Raw genomic sequence first — 20,061 nt, forward strand, 5'->3', positions numbered from 1 at the left:
GTTAGCTAACGTCAAGGCAATGAACAAAGTCATAAGACTAGGTATGCCTGTTAGTTACCGAGTTGAGTAATTAGAGTAAGTGTCATTAGATCAGTACGTTACGTGAACCATTTGATCAACAACGCCCTTGAGCGCTGATGCTAGCGCAGCTAACCGCCATTGCCACTAAGGACAACATAAACTTAGTGTTCATCATGTATTCCTGGTCATTATGATTATTGATTATTATTCGGGCGAGTGGCTGTTGGTGGTTTGCTATATAGGGTGCACCAATGTATAGCTGCGTCTTCCAGCGACTCACCTAAGGGGCTAGCTATGGTTAGCAAGCCCCATGACAAATTCGGTCGCATTCGAGCATGGGCTGTGGCGATGGTCGATGTCAGGGATGTAAATACCTAATCCTTGGTCGTTGTGACAGAGCAATCCTTGACTGCGGCTGTCGCGGTCTCGGAGTGTACTTTCCCACATGGCTTGGAGTCAGCAATCATGCTGCTAATCAGTGACTGGGTTAACACTAATTTGGGAATTAATTGGCTTGATTGTGACTGGGTTTAAATATTTGTGTTATCTAGTTAAGGCAATCAAGGCCGTCCTTGATGGGCAGTATCCCGAATCCGGAGGGACACGCGTGATGAGTACTTATTTGTGAGTAATGAATATCAGTGCTTGTTCACGCTTTTTGATAAAACTCTGTGAAAAATGTGAATTAGGCAGTCATTCAATCATCCCTGGGTTTGTGATTGCTTGGCTCTGTTTCATAATCCGCTAAAGTAGTAAATCGAAATAACTGAAACCACGATATGAAATGTCCTGCTGATCCCGTGAGCTTATTGCGATGCAACCAAATATTGGATGTCGCTGAGCATTTGATTACCACCCAAGGGATAGTGTCATTTAAATTCTCTCAAATTGCGCACGATGTTGGTTGTTCTACTGGGACTCTCTATAAGCACTTCAAAGGCAAAGAAGATATTTTGGTGTGCTTATTTATGCGTCATGCCACCTCCAATCATTTGTCCCTATGTGTCCAGCAGCACCCGGAGTTGACCGAACAACAAAAGGTGTTATTGCCGATTTTCTTTACCTTTGAAACCATCAAACGCAGCCCCATTTTTTTTACACTCAGATCTGTGTCGGTCAATCACATGGTTTGGCCGCTAGCCAGTGATGAGAAGGTGGCGCGCTTTAAGCGTCGTATTAATGCGTTCTGGGGTTGGCTGCAGCAGACACTGATGCAGGCTGTGGCCAAGCAAGAATTGAGCGCGAGCCCTTTGCAGGTGAAAGAACTCACTCAAGGCATCGTATTTTATCTGACGGGCATTTTGACTCAGTTTGAAAGTCAATTAATCGATGAAGAGTTTTTAAGCGCGCAGCAGCACACCTGTTTTCGTCACTTGGCAAAGTTAATGTCGCAATATGGTTGGAAACAGCCGGTGGATTTAGCCTTATTCGACTCGCTTTTGGCCTTAACCCAGCAATATTTTGTCGGTAATCAATCATTCGCCATGAATTGCAGTGCTTGTAATGCTCTCGAATATGGCTGTGAATGAAATGTTTACAGTGCTTTTTAACTTGGTTAACAGCGAAGCCCTTGACTTTATTTTCAGCGCTCCCTAGTCTGCTGGGATAAGAATAAAGGTGAAGCGCAATGGAAATTAGCTATCGTTTGAAAAGTACGGCCGAACGCCGTCAACAGCAATTTGAACCCGAAGGGAATGTCGGTTTTGGTAAGCTTCGAACCGATCATATGTTTATGATGGACTTTCGTGATGGACAATGGGGCGATGCCCGCATTGTGCCTTATGGTCCATTCGACATGGCGCCGGGTGCCATGAGTTTGCATTATGGCCAATCGATCTTTGAGGGTGCCAAAGCATTTATGCATGATGATGGTGAGATTTACTCGTTCAGATTAGATCAAAATGCCAAACGCATGAATCGCTCTGCCGATATTGTCTGTATTCCTAATATCCCAGAGGAATGGCAAGTACAAGCCATTGAAGCATTAATTGATGTGGATAGATTGTGGTTTCCCAAGCAAAAAGGTGCGTGTTTATACATTCGCCCGTTCATTTTTGCTACCGAAGACAGGTTATCGGTCAGCCCTAGTCAAGCTTATACCTTTTGTGTGATGTTATCTCCCAGCGGGGCTTATTATGGCGCTGGCTTTGGCGATGCGATTCGGTTATTGATCAGTAAAACTTTTCATCGTGCTGTGTCTGGTGGAACTGGCGCCTCCAAAGCGGCGGGGAATTATGCCGCCTCTTTACGAGCAGGTAAGGCCGCAGCGGAATACGGTGCTGCCCAAGTGTTGTACCTCGATTCTACCAATACCCAGATTGAAGAAGTGGGCGCGATGAACCATTTCCACATCCTTAAAGATGGCACAGTGATCATTCCGAGCTTTACCGACACCATATTGCAGTCAATTACCTCTCGTTCCATTATCGAATTGGCACCTATGCTGGGTTGTGAAGTGCGTCAAGAGACGGTGATGTTAGATAAGTTTATCGCCGATATTGAATCCGGTGAGATTATTGAGGCGGGTGGCTTTGGTACGGCGGCTGTGGTATCGCCCGTTGGCTCATATATCTTTGAAGATGGCCGGGTTGTCACGATTGGCGATGGTAAAGTCGGCCCGCACATTAAGCGGATTTACCAACTCTATACCGATATCCAATTGGGTAAGGTGCAAGGTCCTCCGGGCTGGGTAAGGCCTATTCCAGTGAGGAACTAGTCAGTCCAGCGCTTATGTAACCAAAAGCTGCGGCAGGCTTTTGGTTACAATAATTCAATTCGGGTGGTCACTCTGATGCTTTGGCGCTCGATGTTATCTGGCATAGCTATAAACCGAATCGATTCGAGATAGGCCAGCTGCTCTTGGGTCACCTCTTGCTGTGGCACTATGTTTTCGAGTCGAACATTTTGCACTCGACCTTGGCTATCGATAGTCCAGCTGGCATCAAAACTTACCTTGTCACTAAATACGTTTTCCCAATCGACAATCTCACCTTTGACCATCCACAGCTGACTGGCCGCTGATAGGTAAGCGTCGGGGTCGTCGCCGTGCTGCTGCAGCCAGCGCTAAACATAATTACCAGCAATAGGGCGAGTGTTTGGCTTGTTGATTTCACTTACAATTCCGAAACAATGTGGTTACATGTGGCGTAAGTGTTTCATTTATTCTTTTTTTTGTAAATGATTTTTGCGGGTCAATGGCGAGAGCGGCTGCGCGTGATGGCGATAGAGTCTGGCAGCCAGGTGGCTGCCAGACCATCATCGGCCGGACGCTTTATGAGTTAAACTCATTAGGGATAAACACCTGCCCTTGCATCAAGATGCGAGCGCTACGACTCATGATGGCCTTGGTCACCTGCCATTGGCCAGAGAGCTGCTGGGCTTCAGCACCTACGGTTAAGGTGCCCGACGGGTGGCCAAAACACACTTTAGTCCGTTGGCCACCGCCAGCGGCCATATTCACTAAGGTGCCAGGAATGGCGGCTGCGGTACCGATGGCGACCGCCGCAGTGCCCATCATGGCATGATGTAGTTTACCCATCGACAGTGCACGCACTTGTAGATCGATCTCCTCGGCACCGACATTTTTGCCACTCGAGGTGACATAATCTTGCGCTTTAGCAATAAAGGCAATTTTAGGGGTGTGCTGGCGACGACTTGCCTGTTCTAATTGGTCAATTAAGCCCATCTTTAAGGCGCCTATTGCTCGCAGCGCTTCAAATCTTGCTAAAGCCTGCTCGTCATTATTGATGGCATCTTGTAATTCGCAGCCTTGATAGCCGAGCTCATCGGCATTGAGAAAAATGGTGGGGATGCCGGCATTGATCAAGGTGGCATTGAGCACGCCGCTTGCGACCAAACTGGTTGGTACCGTCAATTGATCCACTAATTTTCCGGTGGGAAATAGCGCGCCATCACCCGCGGCAGGATCCATAAACTCGACTTCTATTTCTGCCGAAGCAAAGGTGACACCATCAAGTTCAAAGTCCCCAGTTTCTTGCACTTGTCCTTGAGTGATTGGGATGTGAGCAACGATAGTCTTGTTAATATTGGCTTGCCAAATGCGAACCGTACAGTGGCCGTTGGTGGGGATTTTGGCGGTGTCGATTAAGCCAGAGGTAATAGCAAAAGCACCGACTGCCGCCGATAAATTACCACAATTACCGCTCCAATCGATAAAGGCCTTATCAATGGCCACTTGACCAAATAAATAGTCAACATCGTGATCGCTTTGTTGGCTGCGACTGACAATCACTGTTTTAGAGGTTGAGGAGGTGGCGCCGCCCATACCATCGATTTGTTTTGCGTAGGGATCGGGGCTGCCGATGACTCTAAGCAAGATGGCATCGCGAACGGCCCCCGGGAGTTGCGCGGCAGCAGGTAAGTCGTCAAGGCGAAAAAATACCCCCTTACTGGTGCCTCCTCGCATGTAGGTGGCGGGGATTTTGAGTTGTGGTTTGAACATGTGACTGACGTCCTTAGGCGTAAACGAGGGGATGAGTCACGCGGGCGCTCACGCCTTGTGACTCATCAACCCATCGGCTTATGAGTTGGCTAAAAAGTCCTGGGCAAAGCGTTGCAATACGCCGCCGGCTTCGTAAATCGAAACTTCCTCGGCGGTATCAAGCCGGCATTTGACCGCCAGTTCATGGCTGGAGCCATCGCGGCGGTGAATGACTAGCGTCAGGTGAGCACCTGGGGTGCGTGAGCCTTTAACATCAAAGGTTTCAGTACCATCGATGGCGAGCGTATGGCGATTGTCTCCAGGTGCAAACTCCAACGGTAATACCCCCATACCCACGAGGTTGGTGCGATGAATCCGCTCAAAACCTTCGGCAACAATGACTTCAACCCCGGCCAAACGTACTCCCTTAGCCGCCCAATCTCGGCTGGAGCCTTGACCATAATCGGCGCCGGCAATAATGCACAGAGGCTGCTTGCGTTCCATGTAGGTTTCGATGGCTTCCCACATGCGCGTGACGTTGCCTTCGGGTTCGATCCGCGCTAGTGAACCTTGGCAAACCTCGCCGTCTTGGCGCACCATTTCATTAAACAGCTTGGGGTTAGCAAAGGTGGCTCGTTGGGCCGTGAGGTGATCACCTCTGTGGGTGGCATAGGAGTTAAAGTCGGCTTCTGGCAATCCCATTGTTGCCAAATATTCACCGGCAGCGCTGTTGGCCATAATCGCATTCGAGGGTGAGAGGTGGTCGGTGGTGATATTGTCACCGAGCACGGCTAAAGGCCGCATGCCGGTTAGGCTGCGCTCGCCTGCCAACGCGCCTTCCCAATACGGAGGGCGGCGAATATAGGTGCTTTGTGGTCGCCATTGGTAGAGCGGATCGACATGCTGGCCATAATCGACATCAAGCTTGAACATTGGTTCGTACACTTGCCTAAATTGCTCGGGTTTTACACTGGATTGGACAATGGCATCGATTTCTTCATCGCTTGGCCAAATATCGCTAAGGGTGACGGGCTGCCCGTGCTGGTCTGTACCTAAAACATCTTTTTCAATATCAAAGCGAGTGGTACCGGCGATGGCATAGGCGACCACCAGTGGTGGTGAGGCTAAAAAGGCTTGTTTGGCATAGGGGTGGATCCGGCCATCGAAGTTACGGTTACCCGACAGAACCGCCGTGGCATACAGATCGCGTTCGATAATTTCTTGTTGAATAGCGGGATCGAGTGCGCCGCTCATGCCATTACAGGTAGTACAAGCAAAGGCGACAATGCCAAAGCCTAACTGCTCTAAGCTCGATAGCAATTGCGCTTCTTTAAGATACAGCTCCACGGTTTTAGATCCCGGCGCCAAGGATGTTTTGACCCAAGGTTTACGGTATAAGCCTTTGGCCACCGCGTTGCGCGCCAGTAAGCCGGCCGCAATGACATTGCGAGGATTACTGGTATTGGTGCAACTGGTAATGGCGGCAATAACCACCGCACCATCAGGCATGAGATCAGGGTTATGCTCAATCGAGCCGGTAATGCCGTGTTCGGCCAATTCGCTGGTGGCTACCCGCTTGTGGGGATTAGACGGGCCGGCAATATTGCGCCCGACTGACGACAAGTCAAAGCTAAGCACCCGCTCATATTGGGCGCTAGTTAAGCTATCGGCCCACAGTCCAGCTTGTTTAGCGTAAGTTTCTACGAGGGCGACTTGGCTGTCGTCGCGGCCGGTTAATTTGAGGTAGTCGATGGTGTGTTGGTCAATATAGAACATGGCGGCAGTGGCGCCATATTCGGGGGTCATATTCGAGATGGTTGCTCGATCACCCAGAGTTAAATGCGACACGCCTTCGCCATAAAACTCGAGGTAACAGGACACGACTTTTTGTTGGCGCAAGAATTCCGTGAGGGCCAACACTAAATCGGTGGCGGTGATCCCTGCAACAGGTTTGCCCGTCAATTCGACCCCAACAATATCCGGTAAACGCATCCATGAGGCGCGCCCAAGCATGACGCTCTCAGCTTCCAGACCACCGACGCCAATGGCGATAACCCCAAGGGCATCGACATGAGGGGTATGGCTATCGGTACCCACTAAGGTATCAGGGTAGGCAATGCCATGATCGTTATGAATAACCGGAGACATCCGCTCTAAGTTAATTTGATGCATGATGCCATTGCCCGGCGGGATCACGTCGACATTTTTAAAGGCGGTTTTGGTCCAGTTGATAAAATGAAATCTATCGTCATTACGACGATCTTCAATCGCGCGGTTTTTAGCAAAAGCATCGACTTCAAAGCCAGCATGTTCAACGGCTAGCGAGTGATCCACAATCAATTGAGTCGGTACCACAGGGTTCACCTTGGCCGGGTCGCCGCCCATGTCGGCGATGGCATCTCGCAGTCCAGCCAAATCGACCAAGGCCGTTTGCCCAAGAATATCGTGGCAAACAACGCGGGCAGGGAACCAAGGGAAGTCTAAATCCCGTTTGCGTTCAATAAGTTGTTTAAGCGAGTCCGTGAGGGTGCTGGGATCGCAACGTCGGACTAAATTTTCGGCAAACACCCGCGAGCAATAAGGTAAGCTAGCGTAAGCTCCCGGCGCAATATCATCAATGGCGGCGCGGGTGTCAAAATACTTAAGGCAAGTGCCGGGTAAAGGTTTGAGGTAGGCTGTGTTCATGTGTATATCCACTAAACGGTGAAACCTGCCATGTTCAACATGGCAGGTTCACGGGATCTTAGTCGCCGATGGCCTGAGCCACAGGGGTCAATTAACGCGATGAAATCGGGGATACGCTACGCGGCGCGACACCCACATAATCGGCACTGGGACGAATAATTCGATTGTTAGCACGTTGCTCCATCACGTGAGCTGCCCAACCGGTAACCCGCGAACAAACAAATATTGGGGTAAACAGTTTGGTTGGAATGCCCATAAAGTGATAAGCACTGGCGTGGAAGAAGTCAGCATTACAGAAGAGTTTCTTTTGATCCCACATTAATTCTTCACAGGCAACCGACACGTCATACAGACGAGTATCACCATATTCTGCCGCCAGTTTCTCTGACCAAGCCTTAATAATGGCGTTACGAGGGTCGGATTCGCGGTAAATCGCATGACCAAAGCCCATGATTTTTTCTTTGCGCTCTAGCATGCCAAGTAAGGTCGCTTTGGCATCGGCGGCATCTTTCATGTTTTGGATCAATTCCATAGCGGCTTCATTGGCGCCGCCATGAAGTGGGCCGCGCAGCGAACCAATGGCACCGGTGACACATGAATGCATATCCGATAGGGTCGAGGCACACACTCTGGCAGTAAAGGTTGAGGCATTAAATTCATGCTCGGCATATAAAATTAACGAGGCGTCCATCACGGCGGTGTGGAGGGCCGAAGGTGATTTGCCATGCAACAAATGTAGAAAGTGGCCGCCAATTTGTTCATCATCGGTTTCAGTGTCGATACGGACACCGTCATGACTGAATCGATACCAGTAACAAATAATGGAAGGAAAGGCCGCCAGTAGGCGATCGGTGATTTGACTTTGTTGACTAAAATCATGCTCGGGTTCGAGATTACCCAACATAGAACAGCCTGTGCGCATGACATCCATCGGATGAGCCGAGGCAGGAATTCGCTCCAGCACTTCTTTGAGCGCCTGAGGTAAGCCGCGCAAGCCTTTTAGTTTGTTGCGGTAATTCGCCAGCTCGGTTTCAGTGGGCAATTCACCGTAGAGAATAAGAAAAGCCACTTCTTCAAAGGTAGTATTGGCAGCGAGATCTTTGATGTCATAGCCACGGTAGGTTAAGCCTGAACCTGAGACCCCCACAGTGCTTAATGCGGTTTCACCTGCAGATTGACCACGAAGACCCGCACCACTTAATTTTTTGTCCGTCATACATTTCCCTCTTTGCGTGTTCTTATTTGTTTTGGCCTCAGATCCAAGTGGGATCTGATGGATGTTAACAACGACCTCGGGCATCCCGCCCCGCTGTTGCAGAGTAACTTAAGTGGTTACTTATCTTGGTTGAAAAGCTGATCTAATTTATCTTCAAAGGCGTGGTAACCAAGGAAGTGATAGAGCTCTTTACGAGTCTGCATCTTGTCGACCACGTTGCGCTGGTGGCCATCTTTTAGCAGGGCTTGCATCACTTCTAACGCAGCCTGATTAGCGGCTCGGAAAGTACTCAGCGGGTAGAGCACCATGTCGGCACCGGCGGCGCTAAGTGCTTCGGTGCTAAAGAGTTCGGTTTGACCGAACTCCGTCATATTGGCCAGGATTGGCGCGTTGACGGCGGCGCGAAAGCGAGTGTATTGATCTAATTCGGTCAGGGCTTCGGCGAAAATCATATCGGCACCAGCCTCAAGGTAAGCTTGGGCGCGCTCAATCCCTGCCTCTAATCCCTCAACCGCGACGGCATCGGTGCGCGCCATGATCACAAAGTCCGGATCGCAGCGGGCATCGACGGCAGCTTTAATTCTATCGACCATTTCATCGATGCTGACTACGGCTTTGTTGGGGCGATGGCCACAACGTTTTTGGGCGACCTGATCCTCCATATGGACCGCAGCAACACCGGCTTTTTCAAATTCTCTTATGGTGCGAGCAATATTGAAAGCGCCTCCCCAACCAGTATCAATATCGACCAGTAACGGCACTTGGGTTGCCGAGGTAATTCGTCCGGCATCGATGAGCACATCATTCATGGAGGTCATGCCAAGATCCGGTAAGCCGTAGGAGGCATTGGCCACGCCAGCACCGGAAAGGTAAATGGCTTCAACCCCACTGAGCTCAGCCATTTTGGCGAAATATGCATTCATGGTGCCGACAATTTGCAGTGGCTTAGCGTGAGCCAGTGCGTGTCTAAATTTTTTTCCGGCGCTGTTATTCATTGATAGATCCCTTAAGTGATGTGGCTTCAAGGTTGGCTTGTTGTATGGCCGTGAGTTTACGTGCTGTACTTTGGCGTCCGCGCTCAATATGGCGGCGCATCAATAGGGCGGCTAATTCACCATCTTGAGCCGCGATGGCTTCGACAATTTTCTTATGTTCGGCGATGGCTTCAGTCGGACGCTTGCGGTTGGATGTCTGGTAGCGATACATACGTAATAGATGATAGAGGCCGCCCATGAGCGTTTCTTGTAAATGGCGATTGCCACTGGCAACGATGATCTGATAGTGGAAATCAACATCCCCTTGTTGTTGAAAGTAAGGGTCACTATGGTTGAGAGCCAACTCTTGGTCATTGATTAACTTATGTAACTTATCTAGTTGTTCGCTAGTGATATGACGAGCCGCTAACTCGCAGGCCATGGCTTCTAACACGCTGCGTAATTGGTAAAGCTCGTTAAGTTCTTCAATCGATAACTTGGCGACTCTGGCACCGACATGTGGCGCCCTAACCACTAAGCGTTGGCGTTCCAGTGCTTGTAAGGCTTCTCGTGTGGGACCACGGCTTATACCAAAGCGCGCCGCGAGATCTTGTTCATTAATTTTACTGCCCGAAGGAATGTCACCTTTGATGATACTAGTTTGGAGTTGCTCGAGGATTTGATCGACCAAGCGCCCCCCCTTGTGGGTTTTGTTGGCGTCAGTGGCTAAGGAAGTTGAAAAGCTATCCATGCGAGCGGGCTGCTTTGGCTAAAAGTTAGTCAAAATGTAGGCTTTGCCATCATTATTGTCAACAATAAATTAACTAAAATGACACGTAATTGTTGTCGGTGAAAAAAGTGCTGGTTAATCAGATGTTAATTAATCTCAGAAATATATCCTGCCGAAGATTGTTAACAATGAGGCTTTTTGCTAGGACAGTATATTGAAGTGAAAGCAGGGCATTTGCGGGTGAATGGTGCTCGTTAGTGGTGATAACGAGCACTTGGGCGGTGCGTTAGAGGCGTTCGCACCCTTGATATTGGTTTTTAAGGCAGGCGTTCGCCATCGCTACCGCTTTGCGAATATCGGTGCCTTTCATGGTGTGGTTGAGCATTTCCACAATTTCATCGCCGCTGCCACCATTGTAGTGCGATAAATTAGCCCACATATAAGCTAACTTGGCATTCTCTGGCACACCACGACCTAATGCATACATGATGCTTAGATTATTTTGGCCATCGGCGTACCCTTGCTGAGCAGATTGTTGAAACCAATGAACCGCTTGCTGCTCATCTTTATCCGTCCCTTGGCCATTGGCATACATGACCCCATAGTTCATCTGCGCTTCGGCATGCCCTAATGCGGCGGCCTGACCGTACAAGGTAAATGCTTGTTTGATATCTTGGGAAAGTCCACGGCCATTTTGGTACATATTGCCTAAATGAAATTGAGCATCAGCGTTGTTTTGGGCGGCGGCTTGTTTAAACCATTTAATCGCGAGCTGATCATCTTTAGCAACGCCGCGCCCGAGTGTGTGACTGAGTCCGAGATTAAATTGGGCTTCGGCGTGGTCTTGCTTGGCCGCTTTTTCAAACCAGCTAGCCGCTTGCTGATTATCTAAAGGGACCCCTTGGCTGCGAGAATACATAATAGCCAGTTGGTATTGGGCATCAGCATCACCTTGTTGTGCTAGTGGCAATAACAGTTGATAGGCGTCAGCGTAATTCGCTTGGCTCAAGGCTTGATTAGCTTGGTTAATATCGGCATGAGCGGTTACGCTCGACAGTAATAAAGCGAGTAAGGCTGGCAGAGATTTTTTCATAATGATTTCTTGGGTTCGCAATATTAGCTATAGCTAAGTTATTGTTTGTATTGAGTAGTTGTGACAATTATCACCATGGTTAGTTTATGGCGTCACTAGGATTGTTAGGCTTTATTGAGCGGGGTCACATCGTGCTTAAAAATGTTGGGATTGACGGGGTGTTCAGTGCATCACTGCGGTCATGCAGCATGGCTGCGCCTGGCGGGAGATTGCTGGCAGGCGCAGTGTGCTCAGGCTCAGTCTTTGCTTATTTGCTCGGCTAATTGCGGGAAACTGCTGGTATTGGCCTTGTGCTTGAGAAGCAGTTGATGAATTTGTTCATCTTTTTCGGCCCACAGCTGATTGAGCCAGCGTTGAAATTCGACTCGGTAACTGGGTTCATTGATATAGCGTTGGTCGTCGACGACGGGGACCGGGCGGGCTTTGATGTGCATGACCACTTTGCTGACCTTGCCATGCATCACGCTCGCGAGGATATCTTTAGGGGCATCAGGATAAGCCATGGTGATATCTAATACATGGGTAAATTGCTCGCCCATGGCTGACAGGGCAAAGGCACTGCCTCCGGCTTTAGGGCGCAATAAATAACGATAAGGCGATTGTTGGCGTTGGCGCTTTTCTTCGGTAAAGCGACTGCCTTCGACGTAGTTAATAATGGTCGTCGGTAACAAGCGAAATCTCTCACACGATTTACGCGTGGTTTCCATGTCCTTGCCTTTGAGCTTAGGGTTCTTTTTAAGCTTCTCTGCACTGGTACGATTCATATAAGGCATATCCAATGCCCAGCACCCAAGCCCTAAGAAGGGCACGTACAATAGCTCTTTCTTCAGGAAGAACTTCAACATCGGGATATGATTACGTAGGACATAGGTCTGAGCGGCAATATCAAAGCCACTGAGGTGATTGCTAATGATTAAGTACCAGCCTTGCTTGTCGAGATGCTCTAATCCTTGAATATCCCATTCAATTTTGGCAATCAGTTTAAGAATGCCGCCATTACAACTGGCCCATGCCCACATAAAAGAGTTCATGACGCGGGTTAATGGTGTGCGAGCAGCTTGCCAAGGCAGCAATAATTTTAGCAGGCCGCCAATGCTGATAAGCCCTGCCCATAAGGAAGTATTGATAATAAGTAATAGCCCTGACAGCAAGAATAGAATAGGACCCGGTAAAAAGTTGAGCATATTAGCATTCGCCTTGGAGGTGTTGAGGATCAGATGTTCGCTGACATAGGAATTGATCTTTGTGCAGCCAGATCTGATTTAATTCTTGTTGGAATTGTTGCTTAAATTGGCGATCGTTTTGGTAATCCCCACGCATTGCTGCGGTAATGGGTCTGATTTGAATGTCGACACTGATCTTGCCACCTTTACCACTGAGATAATCAAAGAAACTGGGGACACCATCGGCGTAATGGATAGTGACATCGACTATTTTGTTGATTTCGGGCATGGCCGCTAAAGCAAAGGCCATGCCGCCGGCTTTAGGCCTTAACAGGTGATTAAATGGTGAATGTTGTTTGGCATGCTTACTGTCTTTAAAGCGGGTGCCTTCAACAAAATTCATCACGCTGACCGGTTTGTATTTAAATTTACTGCAAGCTTTACGCGTGATCTCTATGTCTTTGCCTTTGAGTTTGGGATTTTTTTTGAGTTCGGTGGGGCTATAGCGCCGCATAAATGGAAAGTCTAATGCCCACCACACGAGGCCAAGCACGGGCACGAAAATCAATTCCCGCTTAAGAAAGAACTTTAGAAAAGGAATTTTGCGGTTAAATATGCCCTGCAGCACTAAAATGTCTACCCAAGATTGATGGTTGGAGATCACCATATACCAGTCATCTTTGCTCAAGTCGGTTGCTCCGGTGACTGACAGACTGATGGGGTGTAAATACCTTTCCATCCAGCCGTTGCAACTGATCCAACAGCTGGCTAAAAAATCCAGCATGCTGCTGCAGGTGTTCTGCAATGGTTTGATAGGGATAAGTTTGATCAAACAGAGCAGAAGAAGTGGTGTCGCCCAAAAAAGAGTATTAATAACATAACCGCAAAAGACTATCGATCCGCGGATTTGTGACCACAACTGCTTCATTCATTCTTCTCCTGACACCAATTGGAGCGATATGGTACCGCTTGTGTAGATTTTCCTCAAACTTTGGTTGCCGCTTGGCGTGATAAAGCGGTTTTTTGTAAGGGAAAGGCTGAATCAATTAACAATTGGGTGGCGAGCGTTGCCAATTGGCTTGCCCGTGGTGCTCTGCGCTGAGAGATAAAAAAGAGCCGCACTGCCTCGGGGGAGTGCGGCTGCTTGTGCTGAGACTAGTTTGGACTAATTGAGATCAAACCGATCGGCATTCATGACCTTGTTCCATGCTTGAATAAAATCATGAACAAATTTCTCCTGCGCATCATTAGCACCATACACTTCGGCAATGGCGCGTAGTTGGCTATTGGCGCCAAACACTAAATCGACTCGGGTGGCCGTCCATTTGACTTTGCCAGTCGCCATCTCGCGGCCTTCGAATACTTGGGCACTATCAGAGGTGGGTTGCCAGTCGATAGATAAATCCAGCAAGTTGACAAAAAAGTCATTGGTGAGTGAACCGGGTCTGTGGGTGAGCACTCCATGGCTTGAGTGGTCATAGTTAGCATTTAACGCTCGCATGCCACCGACTAATACCGTCATTTCGGGGCCGCTTAATTGTAATAACTGGGCGCGATCGACGAGCAACTCTTCCGCTGCCACGGTGAACACTGCGCGGCTGTAGTTTCTAAAGCCATCGGCGGCAGGCTCTAATACCTCAAATGATTCAATATCGGTTTGAGCGGCGGTGGCATCGGTGCGTCCGGGGGTAAAACCAACACTGGCACTGACACCGGCGGCCTGAGCCGCTTGCTCGATGGCCGCGGCAGCCGCAAGTACAATTAAATCAGCCAGTGATATGGCTTTATTACCCGTTTGCGCAGAGTTGAAATCTGACTTTATGCCTTCTAAGGTTGTGATCACTTTGGCTAATTGCTTGGGTTGATTCACTTGCCAATCTTTTTGCGGCGCGAGACGAATGCGCGCACCATTGGCGCCACCGCGATAATCAGAACCTCGGAACGTCGATGCCGATGACCACGCGGTATACACCAGCTCCGCAATCGACAGGCCCGAATTTAGTATGGTGTGTTTTAAACTGGCAATGTCTTGCTCATCCACTAAGGCATGATCTACTAAGGGCACAGGATCTTGCCAAATAAGATCTTCAGCAGGGACCTCCGCCCCCAAATAGCGAGACTTAGGCCCCATATCGCGATGGGTTAATTTAAACCAAGCTCTGGCAAAGGCGTCGGCAAATTCATCGGGGTGTTGATGGAAGTGTTGCGAGATTTTTAGGTACTCAGGATCTTCGCGCATCGACATATCGGCAGTAGTCATCATGATGGCGACCTTTTGGCTATTGTCTGCGGGATCTGGCGCGTGATTTTCGGCGGCAAGGTTGACCGCAGCCCATTGATGGGCGCCAGCGGGGCTTTTAGTTAATTGCCATTCATAGCCTAACAGCATATTGAAATAGCTGTTATCCCACTGAGTGGGGGTCGGAGTCCACGCACCTTCTAAGCCACTGGTGATGGCATCACGGCCTTTACCGCTGGCATAACGACTCTTCCAGCCTAGCCCCATTTGCTCAATTGGTGCGGCTTCGGGTTCGGGGCCGACTAACGCGGCATCGCCAGCACCATGACATTTACCGAAGGTATGACCGCCAGCGGTTAAGGCAACCGTCTCATAGTCATTCATGGCCATACGGGCAAAAGTTTCTCGAACGTCACGTCCCGATGCCAGTGGATCTGGGTTACCATCTGGGCCTTCAGGATTCACATAAATCAGGCCCATTTGGACTGCGGCTAATGGGTTTTCTAGATCACGCTCGCCACTGTAGCGCTTATTGCCGAGCCATTCGTCTTCAGCGCCCCAGTAAATATCGTCTTCGGGTTCATAAATATCTTCACGACCGCCACCAAAACCGAACGTTTTAAATCCCATCGATTCGAGGGAGACATTGCCGGTGAGTATGATCAAGTCGGCCCAAGATAATTGCTTGCCGTACTTTTGCTTAACTGGCCACAATAAGCGTCTGGCTTTGTCGAGATTACCGTTATCTGGCCAACTATTGATGGGAGCAAATCGCTGATTGCCGGTCCCCGCGCCGCCACGCCCATCGCCTTTGCGATACGTCCCCGCGGCATGCCACGCCATGCGGATCATCATAGGGCCATAATGGCCATAATCGGCCGGCCACCACGGTTGAGAGTGAGTTAATATGTGCTTTATGTCTTGTTTTACTTGCTGTAAATCGAGTTTTGTAAAGGCTTCACGGTAATTAAAACCCTCATCCATCGGCGACGATTGGCGACCATGTTGATGTAATATTTTTAAATTGAGTTGATTCGGCCACCAATGCATATTTTGGCTGCCTTGTCCGCCAACATGGGTATTACCGCCATGCATCACCGGGCATTTGCCGGCACCATTACTATTGTTCATATAAGTTCCCTCGCGCAAGTGGGGTGAAACGGGCAACAGGTTGTGCTCTCTGCCATTGACTATAGTCGAGTGGGTATCGCTTGCTGTGACGATTTAGCAATCGCGGTAATCGATTATTTCGCGGATGAAATTTATTAACTGAATATCAGATGGTTAGTATCGGTGTGCTGGCGTATTTTGTCTCAACCTTGGTGCTGAATTTTTTATGGCCAATAAAAAAGCCCATCATTGGGCTTCTTGCGCGCGGATGCGACTTAAGAATACGCGCCGGCACTGTAGTGCAATTCATAGCTGTGGCTGTAAATTTCGAGAATATTGCCAAAGGGATCTTCCATATAGATCATGCGATAGGGTTTTTCTCCAGGGTAGTAATAGCGTGGGGCTTTCATGCGCTTTTTGCCGCCAGCCGCCACAATTTTTTCGGCTAACTCTTCGACATTTGGATCTTGCACACAGAAGTGGAAAATACCGGTTTTCCAATATTCAAAGTTATCTTCGGGATTTTGTTGGTTGTTGAACTCAAACAGCTCAACCCCGATGCGGTCGCCGGTCGATAAGTGTGCGATGCGAAAGCGTTGCCAGCCTTGACCAAAGACATCGGTACACATTTCGCCAATGGCGGAATTGTCTTCAATGATTTCGGTGGGCTCCATGATGAGATACCAGCCTAACACTTGAGTGTAGAACTGAACGGCAGCCTCTAAATCGGGCACTGAAATACCAATATGAGAAAAACTGCGGGGATAGGTTGTGCTTGCTGTCATAGTGACCTCGATACAATAAGTGAACCCCGCTAGTCTAATTAGTCAGTATCAATACATAAAATTATTAATTATTCTAATATTGATAATTTAAATTTATGGATGCTAATGTGCTCAATCAACAATGGCTACTCACTTTTAAGACCTTGGTTGAACTGGGGAGTTTTACTCGGACCGCTGAACAGCTCTTTATGACCCAGCCTGGGGTCAGCCAACATATCAAGAAGTTGGAACAAGCTTGTGGATATGCATTGTTGCAGCGCCACCGTAAACGTTTTGAACTGACCGACGCCGGTAAAAAAGTCTATCAATACAGCCTGAGTTTACAGCTGCAACAAGCCGAGTTATTGGCGGCTTTAGGTGAAGACCAAGCATTTGTTGGTGAATGCCGCTTGGCCTGTTCGGGCGCCTTAGCCTTAAGCCTGTATCCGAAAATGTTGAGGTTGCAACAACAGCATTCACGCCTGAGCATGATGCTCGAGGTCGCGCCGAATCAATCGATACTGCAACAAATACAGGCGGGCACGATTGATATGGGGATCGTCACTCATCTCAGCAATGAGTGGTTGTTTGACAGTGAAGTTATCGGCTATGAATCGTTATGTTTACTGTTACCCGCCAGTTTTACAGCGCCAGTGACTATCGCCTCCCTGACCCAACTAGGAATAATTAAGCATCCAGATGCGATGCAATATTTATCGTTATTTTGCCGTCAATGCGGTAACGATGAATTGTTAGGTCTGCCATTAGATTCGTTGCCAATCAGTGGCTATGTGAATCAACTGTCGCAAATACTGATGCCTGTTGCTGCCGGTTTTGGCTTTACCGTCTTGCCTAAAAGTGCGGTGGATAATTTTGCCTTGCCCGCCACCATCCAATGTTATCAATCGCCACAGAGGGTGCATGAAACCTTATATGTCGTGCAGAAACGACATCGTCTGCTGCCCACGCGCTATCAAGCGTTACTCGAGGCGGTGCGGCAGGTGATCCAACCGGCCGCGATTGGCTAGTGGTTCACTGGGATTCGCTAGTTTCGCCGGGATTATGTAATGATCAGTACTGGTTGAGGTTATGCAGCAATCTATCCATAGCGCGGAAACTAAGCGCTTGTGCCACGTGGCGCCGCTCAACGATGGATGATTGTTGCAAATCGGCAATCGTGCGACTGACCTTCATGATGCGATGAAAGCTGCGCACAGAGAGTCCGAGCTTTTCAATACTTGATTCAAGAAATTGGCGATCGGACGCGCTGAGCTGACAGGCGTGATCTAACGCCTTGCCGGCTAGGTATTTATTGAGCGTCCCTTGACGATCCAACTGAGCTTGTCTTGCGCGCAAAACCCGCTCGCGAACTTGGAGGGTGGTTTCGCCTGATTGGCTATTGGCTTGGGACAAACTGCCGCTTGGGAGTTTTGGTACTTCAATGCTCAAATCAAACCTGTCTAAAAAGGGCCCAGACAGCTTGCTTAAATAGCGCAGCACTTGATCCGGCGTTGAGCGGCGTTGACCTTCAACATCGCCACAAGGGCTAGGATTCATGGCGGCAATTAACTGGAATTGGCAGGCAAAGTTTAATTTGGCTTTAGCTCGGGAGATGACCACCTCACCGGTTTCTAGCGGCTCCCTCAAACTATCGAGGACTTTTCTTGGGAATTCGGCTAATTCATCGAGGAATAATACGCCCTTATGGGCGAGTGATATTTCCCCCGGTTGTGGCTGGGAGCCTCCGCCAACTAAGGAGATAGCGGAGCTGGTATGGTGAGGATTACGAAATGGGCGCTGGCGGAGCTGCGCCGGCGTAAGGGTCATGCCGGCAATGGAATACAGTGAGGCAACCTCCAGTGCTTCTTGGTAGTTGAGCGCCGGTAACAAGGGCAAAATTCGATTAGCCAGCATGGTTTTCCCCGTCCCCGGAGGCCCAACTAACAGTAAATTAAATTCGGCTGCGGCGGCAATTTCGAGCGCTTGTTTCGCTTGGTGTTGGCCGATGATATCACTTAAGCATAACGCGTCATTGGGCAGGCTTTGTTCTATCCAATGGGGTTGATTAGCGCTATTGGCGAGCTCCGTTCTGCCATGCAAATAATCACTTACTTGTTGTAAGTGGCCAGCCAAATAACAGGCTTGATGGCCAACTAACTCGGCATCTGCATGGTTTTCAATGGGGATAATTAGCCGGTGCTGGGCATTTTTAGCCGCCACTAGTGTGGGCAATAATCCGCTGCAACCGTTTATCTGGCCAGATAACGAGAGTTCGCCGGCAAATTCAGTGTCTTTGAGGCTTGATGGTGGGATTTGCCCGGATGCGGCTAAAATGGCAATCGCTATGGGTAAGTCGTAGCGACCACCTTGTTTAGGTAATTCTGCTGGGGCTAAATTAACCGTTATTCGTCGCATCGGAAATTCAAACCCCGAATTGATCAGTGCGCTGCGAACTCGCTCTTTTGCTTCTTTGACCGATGTTTCGGGTAAACCCACCAAGGAAAAACTCGGCAGGCCATTACCGATATGCACTTCGACTTTGACCTGTGGGGCATCGACTCCAAATTGGGCGCGGGTAAGGGTAGTCGCTAGCGCCATGGTGCTAGCTCGAACGAGAATGAGTCTAACAGCTTACTGCTCATGACCGACGACACTATCCAAGGAAAGTTCTGGTTGATAGATTTGATAATGACTGTCATTACGCTTGGCTTGATACATGGCAATGTCAGCATTGATCATTAAGCTGGTTTTATCATGACCATCAGTCGGGTATTGGGAGATGCCAATGCTGACCCCAATAGACAGAGTAGCCCCTTCATATTCTATTGGGGTTAATAAGCTTTGTTGAATCGTTTGTGCAATCCTGATCGCCATGTCAGAGTCATAACCTGGCAATAATACCGCTAACTCGTCTCCGCCTAAGCGTGCGGTAATGGCATCTTCTGGCACGGAATTGATTAATCTCTCAGCCACGACTTTTAACACGTGGTCGCCATAGCTGTGGCCATAATTATCGTTGATCAGTTTGAATTTATTGAGATCTAGCATCATGCAGCAAAAATACGGGGCTTGAGAGCCAAACATCTTTTCTAAATCGAGATAAAATTGATGGCGATTGTCAAGGCCGGTCAAACTGTCGTGGTGCGCTTGGTAATAATTGTCTTTAAGGGTACGCATTAAATCGCCGATGGTTTGGCGACTCATGCAAGTAATCACAAACACAAAGGCGCCGCCGCCGCAAAAGATAGCAGCAACCACCAGTTCGAGCATCGACACCATATGGTCCACCAACATGTATATGAAGCCGATATAGCCTAAAATAAACATACCAATCATCCCGACTAACATCAGCCATCCTTTATGCTGATAATCGGATAAATGTAGAATAATATAGGCCGGCCTGACGGAGGCAATTAAGCCTATCAAACCAATAAAAACCAAGCATACAGCAATAATTGTCATGCAAATCACCGTGATTAACGTGATTTAAGTATAGTCAAATGACTAAAAATGCTATTTTTTGTTTGTTTGTTAACTGGTCGCTGGCGACCTTACTCTGTTAGGCATATATTTAGCTGTTGTTTGTGTACGCTTTCACGCGTTAATCCTTTCTTCTTCCGGGTGT

Annotated in this window: 16 protein-coding genes; 3 read left to right on the forward strand and 13 right to left on the reverse strand. The window is 48.8% G+C overall.

Translation table 11 applies throughout. From position 1 onward, the window contains the following. The first annotated feature begins 800 nt into the window (after window positions 1-800). Together KU855_RS14045 and KU855_RS14050 are read left to right on the forward strand one after the other, a co-directional pair. Entirely contained in the window at window positions 801-1,550 is a 750-nt protein-coding gene (locus KU855_RS14045; RefSeq protein ID WP_218530912.1) for a TetR/AcrR family transcriptional regulator, read from the forward strand. 98 nt (window positions 1,551-1,648) lie between these two features. Beyond that, complete coding sequence (locus KU855_RS14050; protein ID WP_218530913.1) at window positions 1,649-2,737, forward strand: branched-chain amino acid aminotransferase; 1,089 nt, start codon at window positions 1,649-1,651, stop codon at window positions 2,735-2,737. 44 nt (window positions 2,738-2,781) lie between these two features. Here KU855_RS14050 and KU855_RS14055 read toward each other — a convergent pair whose 3' ends face one another. From KU855_RS14055 to KU855_RS14105, 11 genes are all read right to left on the reverse strand, one after another. After that, on the reverse strand, window positions 2,782-3,021 hold the full coding sequence (locus KU855_RS14055; RefSeq protein ID WP_218530914.1) for a hypothetical protein: 240 nt from the start codon (window positions 3,019-3,021) through the stop codon (window positions 2,782-2,784). 271 nt (window positions 3,022-3,292) lie between these two features. Next, window positions 3,293-4,483 carry a 2-methylaconitate cis-trans isomerase PrpF gene (gene prpF, locus KU855_RS14060; RefSeq protein ID WP_218530915.1) on the reverse strand — a complete coding sequence of 397 codons (1,191 nt, stop codon included), beginning with the start codon at window positions 4,481-4,483 and terminating at the stop codon, window positions 3,293-3,295. A 78-nt stretch (window positions 4,484-4,561) separates the two neighbouring features. Further along, window positions 4,562-7,147 carry a Fe/S-dependent 2-methylisocitrate dehydratase AcnD gene (gene acnD / locus KU855_RS14065; RefSeq protein WP_218530916.1) on the reverse strand — a complete coding sequence of 862 codons (2,586 nt, stop codon included), beginning with the start codon at window positions 7,145-7,147 and terminating at the stop codon, window positions 4,562-4,564. 91 nt (window positions 7,148-7,238) lie between these two features. Then, a complete protein-coding gene (prpC, locus tag KU855_RS14070) occupies window positions 7,239-8,363 on the reverse strand; it encodes a 2-methylcitrate synthase (RefSeq protein WP_218530917.1) in 1,125 nt (374 codons plus the stop codon). Window positions 8,364-8,479: 116 nt separating this feature from the next. Further along, on the reverse strand, window positions 8,480-9,358 hold the full coding sequence (gene prpB / locus KU855_RS14075; protein ID WP_218530918.1) for a methylisocitrate lyase: 879 nt from the start codon (window positions 9,356-9,358) through the stop codon (window positions 8,480-8,482). Continuing rightward, window positions 9,351-10,088 (reverse strand): GntR family transcriptional regulator, encoded by a 738-nt coding sequence (locus KU855_RS14080; RefSeq protein WP_218530919.1) that lies wholly within the window; start codon window positions 10,086-10,088, stop codon window positions 9,351-9,353. The genes prpB and KU855_RS14080 overlap by 8 nt, the downstream gene beginning before the upstream one ends. Before the next feature lie 265 nt (window positions 10,089-10,353). Beyond that, window positions 10,354-11,160 (reverse strand): tetratricopeptide repeat protein, encoded by an 807-nt coding sequence (locus tag KU855_RS14085; RefSeq protein WP_218530920.1) that lies wholly within the window; start codon window positions 11,158-11,160, stop codon window positions 10,354-10,356. A 236-nt stretch (window positions 11,161-11,396) separates the two neighbouring features. After that, window positions 11,397-12,344, reverse strand: a complete 948-nt coding sequence (locus KU855_RS14090; protein ID WP_218530921.1) for an acyltransferase — start codon at window positions 12,342-12,344, stop codon at window positions 11,397-11,399. A 1-nt stretch (window position 12,345) separates the two neighbouring features. Beyond that, window positions 12,346-13,251: an acyltransferase gene (locus KU855_RS14095; RefSeq protein WP_218530922.1), complete on the reverse strand. Its 906-nt coding sequence runs from the start codon at window positions 13,249-13,251 to the stop codon at window positions 12,346-12,348. A 237-nt stretch (window positions 13,252-13,488) separates the two neighbouring features. Further along, complete coding sequence (katG, locus tag KU855_RS14100; protein WP_218530923.1) at window positions 13,489-15,693, reverse strand: catalase/peroxidase HPI; 2,205 nt, start codon at window positions 15,691-15,693, stop codon at window positions 13,489-13,491. A 254-nt stretch (window positions 15,694-15,947) separates the two neighbouring features. Further along, window positions 15,948-16,457: a lactoylglutathione lyase family protein gene (locus KU855_RS14105; RefSeq protein ID WP_218530924.1), complete on the reverse strand. Its 510-nt coding sequence runs from the start codon at window positions 16,455-16,457 to the stop codon at window positions 15,948-15,950. A gap of 107 nt (window positions 16,458-16,564) precedes the next feature. On the opposite strand from KU855_RS14105, the gene KU855_RS14110 reads away from it, so the two are divergent. Then, window positions 16,565-17,464 (forward strand): LysR family transcriptional regulator, encoded by a 900-nt coding sequence (locus tag KU855_RS14110; protein ID WP_218530925.1) that lies wholly within the window; start codon window positions 16,565-16,567, stop codon window positions 17,462-17,464. Between the two features lie 43 nt (window positions 17,465-17,507). On the opposite strand, the gene KU855_RS14115 is transcribed toward KU855_RS14110, so the two are convergent. After that, window positions 17,508-19,034: a YifB family Mg chelatase-like AAA ATPase gene (locus KU855_RS14115; protein WP_218530926.1), complete on the reverse strand. Its 1,527-nt coding sequence runs from the start codon at window positions 19,032-19,034 to the stop codon at window positions 17,508-17,510. A gap of 33 nt (window positions 19,035-19,067) precedes the next feature. Further along, complete coding sequence (locus tag KU855_RS14120; protein WP_218530927.1) at window positions 19,068-19,898, reverse strand: GGDEF domain-containing protein; 831 nt, start codon at window positions 19,896-19,898, stop codon at window positions 19,068-19,070. Window positions 19,899-20,061 lie beyond the last annotated feature (163 nt).

Origin of the sequence: Shewanella sp. NIFS-20-20, from assembly GCF_019209865.1 — a bacterium.
Lineage (GTDB): Bacteria > Pseudomonadota > Gammaproteobacteria > Enterobacterales > Shewanellaceae > Shewanella.